This is a genomic window from Nonomuraea sp. NPDC000554, from assembly GCF_040300065.1.
Lineage (GTDB): Bacteria > Actinomycetota > Actinomycetes > Streptosporangiales > Streptosporangiaceae > Nonomuraea.
The window spans coordinates 54,186-67,225 of sequence record NZ_JBEPDC010000022.1 but is presented as its reverse complement, the minus strand read 5'-3'; the positions used below and the strand labels follow the sequence as shown (position 1 = coordinate 67,225).

Genomic DNA, 13,040 nt, shown 5'->3' with positions numbered 1-13,040 from the left:
AGACGGGCTGCGTCAGCCCGCCGGAGATCTCGATCTTCGGCTGCGCCGTCGCGGACGCGGCGGGTGCCGCAATCGCTGAACCGTTCATGGCATCCACCATCACCGACCGCGCTGATATCAGGCCGTCGCCGTGCTGACACGGCCGCTGACACGACACCGCATCAGACGTGATCCCCGCCGGGACCTGCGCCGGCCTGGCGCGGCAGGGCCGTGGTTTGAGTAATCAGGGCGGGGCGGTGAAGAGAAGAATGCGTCGATACGGTCCCTGCATGACGGCGACGAGCCCCATGGCCTCCGGCCGCAACCGTGCCGAGCTCGAACGCCACCGCCTGCCGATTCGCTGGATCCAGCCCTGACTGCTCGAGGCGCGCCGCGACTTCACCCGCTACGACGCCGGCCCAGTAGCCCCTGGCTGAGGCGGGCGATCTGTCTCGCCCACCAGCTCGGCAAGGTGGCGCACCCAGGACGACGTCCGGCGGGGCCTCTGACCGTCATGCTCCCGGCACACCGTCGGCGACGTCATCCGCTCAACGGGCACGGCCGCACCGGCGGCGAACTCGCCGGCAACTCCATGAGCACGTGCAGACCTGGGACCGCGACTGGCGAAACCACCCCAGTCCACCCTCTATCCCGCCGACCGCTCCCGGGGAGACGCGCTATCGGCTGGGCCCCGCGCCGGGCGAACTCGGCCGCGCTCGTCACCGGCGCCGGCGACCAGGGGTTCAGCTGCTCATCCGCTCGAGCCGTCACGTCTCGCTCACGCCGGCCGGGGAGGCTCTGCTCCACCATGGCCGCCATGCGCTCAACGCGGTCAGTGCTGCGGCCGAAAGCGCGCGCCGGGCCGGCGACGCCCATGCTCACCTGCGGCTCGTGATCAAGCCTGGCGGCGACGCCAACCTGCTGTCCGGAATCCTCGCCGCATACGCTCGTCAGCCCGATGCGCGCCGGGTGGACGTCCTGTTCGGTGGTGCCACCGACCGCGTCGACTACCTACGCGACGGCAGGGCCGACGTGGCGCTGCTGTACGCGCCGTTCGACGATCTCACCGGGCTGGCGTCCGAGACGTTGTTCGTCGAAGGGCGGGTCGCGATCCTGCCCCGCGGCCACCGGTTGGCCTCGCGCACCGAGTTGCGGCTGGCCGACCTCGAGCACGAGACGCTGCCGCGCTGGAAGGGGGTGCGCTGGACGGGAGTGCCCGATGACGGGAGCGGGCCGGAGATCGCGGACGTGCCGCAGATGGTCCAGCTGATCATGCTTGGCCGGACGATCGCGATCCTTCCGCGCTCGCTCGTCGAACCCGTCCACCCAGGGCTGGTGTGCGTCCCGGTGATCGACGCGGTCGCCAGTCGGCTGGTCGTCGCATGGTCGCAGCTCGACCGCCGGTCACTCGTCGCCTCATTCGTCGACGCGGCGGTCAGCGCGAGCGCTCCCCGTCCGGACGCGAGCTTCGAGTCGGAGCACGCTGCGCTCCCGGCTGACACGTCAGACGCCGAGACCACTCACACGTCGCCCACCGTTCGGCCTGCAGACCTTGGCGATGGTCGCCGAGTTTGAGGCCGACCTCGGACACCTGCGTACCCGTGAGGGAATGGGCGTGGCCAGCCGGCAACCGCCACCGGCCACTGCCGAACAGCCACGATGGAGACCATCTTCGTGGGGTCCGCTTCCCGGAGCCGCTTTGCAGGCCTCACGAGCCTGAAGTCCGCATGGTTGACGGCCGTGTCGTCACGGCGCCCGGAGTGGGGCCGGTGGCGATGGTGCGGCTGGTCATCGTCTCCAGAACAGGAGGTGCGTGACTCCGCTGGGGCTCGGCACCGACTCGAGGTGGAAGCGGTCGAGCAGGTCGGTGTGGCTCTCCCACAGCCGTTCGCCCCGACCGAGGTCGACGGGCGCGACGGCGATGTGCATCGTGTCGACCAGGTCGGCCTCGATGAACTCGCGAATGGTGGCGACTCCACCGCCGAGGCGCACGTCCCGGCCGTCGGCGGCCTGCTTCGCGCGTGCCAGCGCCTCGGCCGGTGTCGCATTGAGGAAATGGAAGGTGGTGTCGGCCAGGGTGAAGGACGGGCGTTCGTGGTGGGTGAGCACGAAGACCGGGGTGTGGAACGGCGGGGTGTCTCCCCACCATCCCTGCCACTCGTGGTTCTCCCAGGGGCCACGCTGGGGGCCGAACTTGTTACGGCCCATGATCTCCGCTCCTATGTTGCGGGTGTGGTCGCGGGTCAGGTAGTCGTCCAGGCCGCGAGTGCCGCCGGGGTCGGTGCGGTTCACCCAGCTGGCGGTGGCGGTCGCCCAGGACCAGAGGGGGGTGGGGTCTGCGTGGCCGAAGGGCCGGTCCAAGCTCTGCCCCTCACCGGCGCCGAACCCGTCCCGCGACACGTTGAAGCACTGCACCCTCAATAGCTGCGACATGCATCCTCCTTTGCGAGCTGACAAGCAATTCTGATTGCAATCGACAACCGGTGGTACTGTACTACTATGTCGCAACCAGTGCAGACCGGTCACCTGCCCGTGCCGGAGGGGAAATCGGGCTGCCCGATCAACTTGACCGTCGAGCTGCTGGGCGACCGATGGAGTCTGGTCGTGCTGCGCGATGTCATGTTCGGCGGCCACAGACACTTCCGCGAGCTGCTCAAGAACTCGGTCGAGGGCATCGCGTCGAACATCCTCGCCGCCCGCCTGTCGAAGCTCGTGGGCGCCGGTCTGCTCACGCGGCACGACGACCCGAGCCACCGGCAGAAGATCGAATACCGGCTCACCGAGGCAGCGATCGAACTCGTTCCGATCATGACGCACCTGGGCGCCTGGGGCTCCCGATGGCTCCCAACATCACCCGAGCTGTCGATCCGTGCCGAACTTCTCGCTCGCGGCGGCCCTGAGATGGGGGAGAGGTTCATGGATGAGCTCCGTGCCATGCATCTCGAAGGCCGTCCGCAACGTGCCGACGGCGTCCTCGCCGAACTCACCCTGGCCTACGAACGCGCCGCTTCCACAAGCTGAATGTCACGATCGCGGATCGGCTGGCTCGCCCGGTCATTCCACTCCGCCTTCGTCGGCACCCTTGAGGACTGCCCGATGATCGCCCGAACGGGACAACCGGGACCGACGTGATGCCCGCCGGGCGTGACCTCGCGTCTGCGGCCGCCGATCAAGTGGCCGATGTGTTCCACGGCCTCATTGGAGGAAGAGGGGCCACGTGGCGGATCTTCAACCGTCCTGACCCCATGGTCCCAGCGGCCCGCCGGCCCCGGTCGTCATCGTCCCCTGCGCATGAAGGTGCGGACCGACAGCGGGACGAACACCACCAGCAGCGTGGCCGACCAGAGCAGGACGGCGGCCACCGGATGCGCGAGTGGCCAGGCCACGTTTCCGGACGGGGCGCCCGGATTGCCGAACAGCTCCCGTGAGGCGGCGGTGAGCGCGCTCACCGGGTTCCAGTCGGCCAGGAAGCGCAGCCAGCCCGGCATGCCGTCGGTCGGGACGAACGCGTTCGACAGCATCGTGAACGGCAGGAACAGCGGCACCATCGCGTCCGCGACCTGGTCGTTCTTCACCGCCAGGCCCACATAGACGCCCACCCAGCTCAGCGCGTACCGCAGCAGCATCATCAGCAGGAACGCCTCGGCCGTGGGGATCAGGCCGCGGTGCGGCTGCCAGCCCACCAGCAGGCCCGCGCCCACCATGATGGCCAGCATCAGTAGGCCGACCAGGGAGTCGGCGCCGGTCTGCCCGAACGGCACCGCCAAGCGCGCCATCGGCATGGAGCGGAACCGGTCCATCACACCGCGGGAGGCGTCGGTGGCCATCCGCGTCATGACCCCCATCACCGCGGAGAAGGTCACCATCGCGAACAGGCCGGGCATGAGGTACTCGCGGTAGTCGCCGCCGTCCGGCACCTGGATCGCGCTGCCGAAGACGTACCCGAACAGCACCACCATGACGGCTGGGAAGATCAGCGCCGCGACGAGTTCGCCGGGATCGTGTCGCAGCCGTCCCAGCTCGCGGCCGACCAGGGTCAGCCCGTCGGTGATTGTCCAGCGCAGGCGGCGGCCCATCGGCGGGGTGAGGGCGGTCATGAGAACTCCTTCGTCGGTCTCCTGGCCAAGGTGCTGTGCTCATTGACGACCTCGACAAGCTCGGTCATGAGACGTTCTCCTTCCGGTCGGTGAGGCGCAGGAACACCTCGTCGAGGGTGGGGCGGCGCAGTCTCACGTCGGCCGCGGCGACCCCGGCGCGGTCCAGCTCGCGCACGATGTCGGCGAGCCGGAAACCGCCGCCGGGCAGGGCGACGCTGAGCTGGTCGGCGTCCGTCATCGTGGGATCGGTCCCGGCCAGGGCGTTCAGCACGGTCGCCGCCGGACGCAGCGCGGCGGGGTCTTCGACAACGACGTCGAGGCGGTCCCCGATCGTGGCCTTCAGCTCGTCGGGAGTGCCTGTGGCGATCGCCTGCCCGTGGTCGATGACGGTGATGTCGTCGGCCAGCTGATCGGCCTCGTCCAGATACTGCGTGGTGAGCAGCACCGTGGTGCCGTCCGCCACCAGCTCGCGGACGCTGTCCCAGATCTCGCCGCGGCTGCGCGGGTCCAGGCCGGTGGTCGGCTCGTCCAGGAAGAGCACCTCGGGACGCAGGATGAGGCTGGTGATCAGGTCGAGGCGGCGCCGCATGCCGCCGGAGTAGCCGGTGACCTGCCGATCGGCGGCGTCCATCAGACCGAAGCGTTCGAGCAGCTCGTCGGCCCGCCGGTGCGCCTCGCGCCGGGGCAGGTGGGAGAGGCGCCCGAACATGCGCAGGTTGCCACGGCCGGTGAGCTTCTCGTCCACGGCGGCGTACTGGCCCGCGAGCCCGATCCTGTCCCGCACCTTGCCGGCCTCGCGGACGACGTCGTATCCGGCGATGCGGGCGTGCCCGGCATCGGGATCGGACAAGGTCGCCAGGATGCGCACCGCGGTCGTCTTCCCCGCGCCGTTCGGCCCCAGCACGCCGCAGACCGTTCCTCTCGGGACGCTCAGGTCCAGGCCCCGCAGCGCATGGGTGTCGCCGAAGGACTTGCGCAGTCCCTCGGCGACCACTATTGGATCCGCCATGACCCCTCCATTGGGTACGTTGTACGCGGTTATCGCGGCCAGGCTAAGTTACTGGGTACTATGTACGCAAGTAGGGGGTGGGACGGTGACCGACGCCGAGTACGTGAACATCTGGATGCGGCCCGAGCGCCCGGCCCGCGGGCCGAAGCCGGCTTACAGCCGCGCGCAGATCGCCGAGGCGGCGGTCCGGATCGCCGACGCCGAGGGCCTGGAAGCCGCCACCATGCGGCGGATCGCCGCCGAGATCGGCGCGGGCGCGATGTCCCTCTACCGGTACGTCCCGAGCCGCGACGACCTGTTCGACCTCGTGGCCGACCGGCTGCAGGGCGAGATCGACGTCGAGGGCATGCCCTCCGGCGACTGGCGCGCGGACCTGACGCGCTACGCCGACGGGCTGCGGGCCATGTGGCTGAGGCACCCGTGGATCGCCACCGTGCACCGGTCGCGCGCCAGCTTCGGCCCCAACCAGCTGCTTTTGATCGAACGGCTGATGGGAGTGCTCGACGCCTTCGTCTCCATCGACGAGAACCTCGGCCTCATGGCCATTCTGGGCGGCTACGTCGAGGGCGCCGCCCGCGAGGAGGTCAGCTGGGCCGAGGAGGTCCGCCGCAGCGGGCTCAGCGAGTCGGAGTGGATGGCGCGGAGCTACCCGTACGTCGACCGGCTGGTGAAGAGCGGGGAGCACCCGATCTTCGCCAAGATCGTGATGGAGGCGCGCCAGCCGCACCTGAGCCGCGACGACCAGTTTCGGTACGGGCTGGAGCGCGTCCTCGACTGCATCGCCGCGGCCCTCCCGTCAACGGTCGAGGGGTGAGAAGACCGCGACGATGAGCGCGTCGACTCGCCGTCGAGCGCGGTGAGCATGCGATCGAAGAGCCCTTCGAGCGCCCGCATCTCCTCTTGGGGCAACGGATCGAAGAAGAGGCGGCGCACGGTCTCCACATGCCGCGGTGCGGCCCCTTCGATCGCACTGCGTCCTGACTCGGGCCGGAGTCCCGGGAGGGTTGGCGGTGCCGGTCGGGCCGAACGCCTCCAGGTCGGGGACGCTCTGCTGCGGGGAAGTGACTGTGCGTGCTGCGCGGTCTTCCCCAAGGGATGGCGGTTCCTGCAGCAGGAGGGCGGCGCCACACGGTCCGTTTGTGCATGCGCACCTCCTCGCGCCTGCGCGTATGGACGGCGAGAGCCGTGCACACGTGCACATGCACAACCCCGCCATGGGCCCGATCCGGCAGCGGCGGGTCTAGGCCCAAGACCCCAGGTCGGGCGGCGGTTCAGGGTCTAGGAGGCCCTCCAGGTCCAGGGGGCTGGAGGCAGAAACGACCCGTTCCGCCAGGCGTACGGTGAAGGTATGGCCGCGACCAGGAAGCGTCGGTGCCGGCACCGTTTGGAGCCACTGCGCGTCACAGCTACATCCGGGGCGTTTCCGAGATGATCAGCTTGAGAGTGTGGCATCACTGCTCCATCAAAACCCGTGTGACCACCGTGGCGAGCGTCGTCATGGCGCTGGTCTGCGTCTCCGCCACCCTGCTGCTGTTGATAACCGCTCCCCAGCCTCCGCTCTACGGCAGCGCGACCGTGCTGGCTGGATTCATCGGTGGTTCACTCCTGCTGATCGCGGCCACCGCGCTCGGGACGTACTGGATGATGAGCAAGACTCTGCAGCCGGTGCGCGCCATCAGTGGGAAACTCGCCACGATCCGGCCTTCAAATCTGAGCGAGCGGGTTCCGCTGCCGAGCCATGATGACGAGTTCAAGGAGCTCGCGCAGACCACCAACCAGACGTTGGAGCGGGCCCAGGCGGCGATCCAGGAGCAGCTGAGGTTCGCCTCGGACACCTCCCATGACCTGCGCAACCCGCTCGCGGCGATGCGTGCCGAGATCGAGGAAGCGCTCATGCGGCGGGAGGAGACCGACTGGGTGGAAACCGCCGACAGGCTGCTGGAGTCTGTTGAGCGGCTGCAGGACTTGGTAACCGACCTGCTGGAGATCTCCCGACTTGACGCGGGCGTCATCGGCCAATACGACCTCCTCAACCTCGCCGTCCTGGTGGCCGGCGAGCTCGACCATCGGCAAGCCAAGATCAGGGTGGTCAGGAGGTTCAGTAGCGGCGTGATGGTCAACGGAGAGCGGATCGGTCTCACCCGACTGCTGCACAACCTCATGGACAATGCCGAACGCCACGCCCGCTCCACGGTCATGGTCACCGTCGAGCACCGGGGCGACGCTGCGGTGCTGGAGATCTACGACGACGGGAGCGGGGTGCCGCGCGAGGAGCGGGAGGTCATCTTCGAGCGCTTCGCCCGCCGGCAAGACGCGCGCGCCAAGGACGCCGGCGGCAGTGGCCTGGGCCTGCCGATCGCCCGGCAGGTCGCCGAAGACCATGGCGGCACCCTCACCATCGAAGACAGCCCGTCTGGGGCACGGTTCGTCGCACGCTTCCCCCGGCCGACCACGTAAGCGGGCCGCAGGTAGCGGGTGCAGATGTCACCAACGCAGTCTGGACTAGGCGAGAACAACGCCTGCCCGGACGCCGCGCATGCCGAACCGCCTTCTCACCGGCTCGACCGCGTCTCCCATGGGTTTTACCGTCCCTGACCTGGCTGGATGGTGAGTGGGCACCCACAGGGGCCGGGCGGCCTCGCGCCCTGTTGCGGATCTGGCTCTTCATATATGAACGATGCTCATGTATGGTCGCCGACACTATGAGGAACCGCTGGCTGTCGCCGATCGCTGTCGTGGTGCTGGCCGCCGTCATCGTGCTGGGGGCGGCGTTGGACCCGTCGGGGCTGGCCGCGCCGTACACGTGGACGGGCGCCGACCTGTTACCGGTCGCGGGGCTCTGGCAGGTGGCCGCGCTGGCCGTCTACGTGCCGCTGCTTCTGGCGGGGGTGGGGGTGCTTGCGTGGGTGGTCGCGCGCGGGCGTGCCCCGCTGCGTACGGCGCTGCTGGTGTGGGGCGCGGTGGTGTGGTCGGCGATGGCGGCCAAGCTGGTGATGTCGCTGGTGATGGCCTTCGGCGATGTGGTCTACCTGGCGTGGTCGACGGGCTTCACCGGCGTCAAGGCGGCCGTCTTCGGCCTGCCGGTCCTGGTAGCCACCTGGCTCACCCAGTTCCTACGCCGCCGCCCCACCCCACCCCCTTCGAGCTCGACCTCCCCGGTGGACGCCGGACCCGCTGCGGCCTCGGGGTCGTTCTTCCCGCCGGCGGCGGGGCCGGGGTGGGTGGCGGCGGGGGCGGCCGTGGTCCTGGGCGTGTTGGTCGGTGGGGTGTGGTGGGGCGGCTCACCCGTCGGGTACGCCATCGGCGACTCCCCGCTGGCCCCGGCGCCCGAGGCGGGCCCGCTGGGCTGCCTCGCCGCCGTCACCCTGCTGGGCGTGGTGACCTGGGCGCTGAACCGCTGGCTCAGTGGCACCACCTCGCCGCCGGCCGTCGTGGCCGGGGTCTCCGCGCTGGGAGCGGCCGCGACGCTGGGCCTGGTCGAGGTGGCCATCGGGCTCCCCGACGACCTGGCGGGCGGCGACACGTTCTGGGCGCCGGCGATCATGCTCCGTCTCGCTCCCGCACTCTCCCTCGGCGCCCTCCTCGCCGTCGCAACGGCGGCCCTCGTCGCGCTCCTCCCAGCGCGCAGAGCCGCCCTTCTCCCGGGACGTAAGGGTGTCGCCCTTTCTGCGCCGATACGGATGGCGGCTGTCGTGGCCGCGGCGGCGCTCGCCGTACCGCTCCTGCAGCCTGGCACCACCAGCGCGCAGCCACCACGCACCAAGGGCCTGACGCTCTCAGCCGAGCGCAGGATCGTCGACGCCGACGGAAACGAGGTGCTGCTGCGCGGCGTGAACGTCAACCAGCTCGAAGACTACTTCCAGAAATTTCCGGACAAGGCGGTGACGCGGCCGCTCACCGAGGCCGACTTCGCCGGCATGGAGCAGATGGGCTTCAACGTCATCCGTCTCGCCCTGTCCTGGTCAGCCCTGGAACCCCAGCCCGGCCACTACGATCCGGCCTACCTCGCCAGGATCTCCTGGGCCGTCGAGACCGCGGCCAAGCACGGCCTGCGCACGGTCATCGACATGCACCAGGACGCCTGGGGCAAGGGCGTCAACGCCGCCCCCGGCACCATCTGCGAGAACGGTTCCCCGATGCACGGCTGGGACGGCGCCCCCACCTGGGCCGACCGCTTCGACGGCGCCCCCAAGTGCGAGTTCACCGGACGCGACATCTCCCCGGCCGTCGCCCGCGCCTTCACCAACTTCTACCAGGACAGGGACGGCATCCAGACCCGCCTGGTCGCCGCCTGGCGCATGCTGGCGGAGCGGTTCGCGAGCGAGCCGATGGTCGCCGGATACGACCTGTTGAACGAGCCCGGCTTCGGCGAGGCCCCGCCGATCACCTCCGGCGTCCTGCTCGGCCGCTACTACGACCGGGCGATCAAGGCCATCAGGGCCGGCGAGAAGCGCGGCTTCCCACACCTGATCTTCTTCGAGCCGTCCGTGCTCTGGTCGGGTCTCGGCTTCGAGGTCTCGGTGCCCAAGGACTTCACCGACGACCGGCTGCTCGTCTTCGCCCCTCACCTCTACAACGAGTCGATCACCATCGACCAAGGCACCGGCATCACCGTCACGAGCATCGAGCGCGGCTTCGACCTGGCGAGCCGGGCAGCGGCGTACTACGGCGCCGGGCTCTGGTCGGGGGAGTGGGGTTGGTTCGGCGACCCCGCCTCGGCCCCGATCACGAAATACACCGACCAAGAGGATCGGCACCGCATCGGCGGCGCGTTCTGGGTCTGGAAACAGTCCTGCGGCGACGCCCACTCCGCAGCCGAGTCCAAGACCGGCGGCAACCTCATGATCGAGGACTGTGCCACCGAAAAGGACCTGCCCCCCACCCCCGAATACGTCGCCGAGCTCTCACGCCCCTACCCCCGGTCCGCCCCCGGCCGCCTGACAGACCTCACAGCGGACCAGGCGAGCCTCACGGTCCAGGGCGAGGGCACCGGGTGCGGCCTCGACGTCTGGTTCCCCGGCGCCGCCCGGCCGGTCGTCCGCAGCACCGGACTCACGGACGTCGCCGCCCGGCAGACACCGGGCGGCTGGCGCATCACCGGCTGCGCCCGGGACGCCTACACCCTGACGGCACACCGCTAGAGGCATGGGTCTTGGGCGGGTGTTTCGTGGCCGGCCATGCGAGGTCGTCAACCGCCATGACGTCCCGATGCAGGTGGGACTGGTCGGTGTAGCCGCCCTCCGCCGCGACTCGGGCTGCGCCTTCACCCGTGCGGCATGGTCGAAGCGGACCAGCTTCGCGGCGCGTCTGGGCGGCCGGCACTGCTCACGCTCGCCCCTGGCCAGGGGTCCGCATCGTGACCTGCGCGTGCACGAGCTCGCTTCGCGGAGGGCGGGGGTGAACCGGGTGGTCTGTCAGGCGGTCACCTTCAGCGTGTAGGTGATGGACGCGTCCGCTGCACCCTTCGCCGTGATCGTGAACTTGGCGGCGCCGGGCTTGGTGGGGATGCCGGTGATGGCGCCCGTGTCCTTGTGCAGGGTGAGCCCCGCGGGGAGGGCTCCCGAGGTGATGTCGTACCGCGTGGTCAGCGGCGACCTTGACGCGATCTTGAACTCGTAGAGCCGTCCGGCCCGCGCGTGGGGAGGCTGCGGGTTGGCGAAGCCCGCCTTGGGGGCCTCGACGGCCTGGGGTGCTCCGACAGGGTTTCCGGAGGCGTCGAGTTGCTGCAGGGACCATGCCTGATCGGGGGTGACGACGCTGAGGTGCCAGTTGGTGGCAGGGTCCCCCATGAGTGCCTTCTGGCCGGCGGTGAAGGCGCCGCTGCGCCGCGCGGACTCCCAGATCTTGATGGCCTCCAGGACGGCGGCGGTGTTGGACCCGGTCTGGAAGCTCTGCACGGTGGTTTCGAAGCCGATGCCCGCGTCGAGGGAGGCGGCGCGCGCCATGGTCGCCTCGACCTTGAGCAGGGTGTCGGAGCCTGAGAGGCCGAGCCAGCCCATCATGCCGGGCAGGTAGTTGGCGCGGTAGAAGACGTTGCTCCGCTTGATCTGGGCGTAGTCGGTGACGCCGATCTCTCCCCAGCTGACCCGTGACTGGGCGTCCCAGGTGTTGGAGCACAGGTTGCTGGCCTCGGTGATGAAGCCCTCGGTGGACTTCAGGCGCCGGTAGACACCGTTGACGAGGCGGGCGAACCCGTAGCCTCCCCAGCCGCTCTCGGCGGCGGACTCCAGCCCGTCGTAGGAGGTGGAGGTGATGCCGGTGGAGTTGTAGGCCGCGGCGAGGCGTGTCGCGATCTCTTCGATGATGGGGAGGCCGCCGATCGCGCCGCCGTACCCGTTCTGGATGATGCGCGTGGCTCGCGTCCCTGTGGGGTACGGCTGGGCGGACGATCTCCACTGGGCCCGCTGGACCCCCGTGACCTGCCATTCCTTGTCGCTGACCTGGGTGAGACCGGAGTAGGTGACGAACTCGTCGCCGATCCGGAGCCTCTTGCCCGCGACGCCGTCGCCGAGCGGTTCGGGTGCGTCCACGTGAAGCGTGGTGTCGGAGGCGGTGGCGGGCCGGGTGAGCTTGACCGAGCCGCCGACGGCCAGGCGGTCGTCGGCGGGCGGCGGGGCGACGTAGGGGTCGGAGGCGTCGATGAAGTCGGACAGGGTGTGCACGCCCACCTCCGCCCCGTTCTCGCGCGCCGTGGCCACCAGCGCCGCCGCGGCGGCGTCCGACCCGCCGAAGGCGTCGTTGAACTCGTAGTGCCCGTGCGACTTCCACGGGCCATCGCCGGAAATGGCGTAGATGGTGCCGATGCCGGCCTGCTTGGCGTAGCGGCTCGCGGCCGCGGCCGTCCTGGTGTCGAGGTCGAACAGGACGAAGAAGGACTGCGAGGCGGCCTGGGAGGCCTTCTGCCATTGGCCGTTCAGCGTGGGGTACGGCAGACCTTCGGCTTCCGAGATCTGACCCAGCACGCTGAGCGCGAGGTCGGGCGGGCTGCCGAACAACGCGATCTTGGAGCCGACGATCTGGCCCTCCGGTGCTGGCACCGGTTCGAGCGGAACCTGGTAGCCGGAGGTCCGCTGGCGGATCCGGGTCCTGCTGTAGTCGTAGGTGTAGGCGCGCAGCAGGCTGCCCCAGCCGGTCTTGGCCGCGACGTTGTTCCTGAGCCACTCCTGGTCGTCGCCGGTCTGCAGGCCGAAGGGGTTCCAGACGATGTCGGGGCCGAAACCGTAGGCCAGGTGTTCGTTCGGCCAGCCGCCGACCGTCTTGTCGTTGAGGGGGCGTATCCCGAAGGCGAAGGCGTCGTTCCTGACGACACCGACGGTCTGTCCGATCGTCTGGGAGACGTTCGTCGGCAGGGGGCCCCACAGCAGCGTCTGCACGTCCACGCCGGTGGCGGCGGTGAGGTTGACGATCTCGAGGGTGGTGTAGGTCGGATGCTTGACGATCTTGACCTCGATCGTGGCCTTGGCGCTGGAGAACACCAGGATCCCCGGGTCCCGCGGCGAGACCCGCACCGCGGTGGGGGCCTCGTGCTGCCCGTCGGCGACGACGCTGACCAGCGGCACGGATTTCCCCTCGGCCAGGTGGTCGGTGCCGTCGCGGAGGTCCACGAGACCGGTCACCCGGCCGGTCTCGCTCAGACCCACGGACAGGAATCCGGCGGAGATCTTGGACGGTCTGCTGTCGCTGCGCGTGGTCGCATGTGCGGGCTGGTTGGTGATGGTCAGGGCCGTGAGCGAGCTCGCGGCGATGAAGGTGCGCCTGTCCAAGGGTCCTCCTTGGTTTCGGGGGGTGTGCTATCGCTGGCCGTTGTCGAAGTAGGCGATGAGTGCCGGGTCGTGGGGCGGCCGCCGCTCCGCAGCGACTGGGTGGCTGCGTACCCCGCGGCGACCGCCTCGCGTGCGGCGACGGGGGAGGTGATGGTGTCTGGCCGCGCTCAGGACTCCGTGAGTTCCTGGTTG

General features: G+C 69.7%; 9 protein-coding genes. 5 read left to right on the top strand and 4 right to left on the bottom strand.

Translation table 11 applies throughout. From position 1 onward, the window contains the following. Nucleotides 1-579 precede the first annotated feature (579 nt). Nucleotides 580-1,554: a LysR family transcriptional regulator gene (locus tag ABT294_RS34530; protein WP_350810522.1), complete on the top strand. Its 975-nt coding sequence runs from the start codon at nucleotides 580-582 to the stop codon at nucleotides 1,552-1,554. A 213-nt stretch (nucleotides 1,555-1,767) separates the two neighbouring features. Here ABT294_RS34530 and ABT294_RS34525 read toward each other — a convergent pair whose 3' ends face one another. Then, nucleotides 1,768-2,412, bottom strand: a complete 645-nt coding sequence (locus ABT294_RS34525; RefSeq protein ID WP_350810521.1) for a dihydrofolate reductase family protein — start codon at nucleotides 2,410-2,412, stop codon at nucleotides 1,768-1,770. A gap of 66 nt (nucleotides 2,413-2,478) precedes the next feature. Here ABT294_RS34525 and ABT294_RS34520 point away from each other — a divergent pair, with 66 nt between their 5' ends. After that, nucleotides 2,479-3,000 (top strand): winged helix-turn-helix transcriptional regulator, encoded by a 522-nt coding sequence (locus ABT294_RS34520; RefSeq protein WP_350810520.1) that lies wholly within the window; start codon nucleotides 2,479-2,481, stop codon nucleotides 2,998-3,000. Between the two features lie 254 nt (nucleotides 3,001-3,254). On the opposite strand, the gene ABT294_RS34515 is transcribed toward ABT294_RS34520, so the two are convergent. Both ABT294_RS34515 and ABT294_RS34510 read right to left on the bottom strand, forming a co-directional pair. Continuing rightward, nucleotides 3,255-4,076, bottom strand: coding sequence for an ABC transporter permease (locus tag ABT294_RS34515; RefSeq protein WP_350810519.1), 822 nt, complete (start codon nucleotides 4,074-4,076; stop codon nucleotides 3,255-3,257). A gap of 64 nt (nucleotides 4,077-4,140) precedes the next feature. After that, a complete protein-coding gene (locus ABT294_RS34510; protein ID WP_350810518.1) occupies nucleotides 4,141-5,085 on the bottom strand; it encodes an ATP-binding cassette domain-containing protein in 945 nt (314 codons plus the stop codon). Nucleotides 5,086-5,170: 85 nt separating this feature from the next. Here ABT294_RS34510 and ABT294_RS34505 point away from each other — a divergent pair, with 85 nt between their 5' ends. From ABT294_RS34505 to ABT294_RS34495, 3 genes are all read left to right on the top strand, one after another. After that, nucleotides 5,171-5,899, top strand: a complete 729-nt coding sequence (locus tag ABT294_RS34505) for a TetR/AcrR family transcriptional regulator (RefSeq protein WP_350810517.1) — start codon at nucleotides 5,171-5,173, stop codon at nucleotides 5,897-5,899. Between the two features lie 557 nt (nucleotides 5,900-6,456). Continuing rightward, entirely contained in the window at nucleotides 6,457-7,542 is a 1,086-nt protein-coding gene (locus ABT294_RS34500; protein WP_350810516.1) for a sensor histidine kinase, read from the top strand. A gap of 245 nt (nucleotides 7,543-7,787) precedes the next feature. Next, nucleotides 7,788-10,226, top strand: coding sequence for a cellulase family glycosylhydrolase (locus ABT294_RS34495; protein ID WP_350810515.1), 2,439 nt, complete (start codon nucleotides 7,788-7,790; stop codon nucleotides 10,224-10,226). 273 nt (nucleotides 10,227-10,499) lie between these two features. On the opposite strand, the gene ABT294_RS34490 is transcribed toward ABT294_RS34495, so the two are convergent. Next, complete coding sequence (locus tag ABT294_RS34490; protein ID WP_350810514.1) at nucleotides 10,500-12,848, bottom strand: Ig domain-containing protein; 2,349 nt, start codon at nucleotides 12,846-12,848, stop codon at nucleotides 10,500-10,502. Between the last annotated feature and the right edge of the window lie 192 nt (nucleotides 12,849-13,040).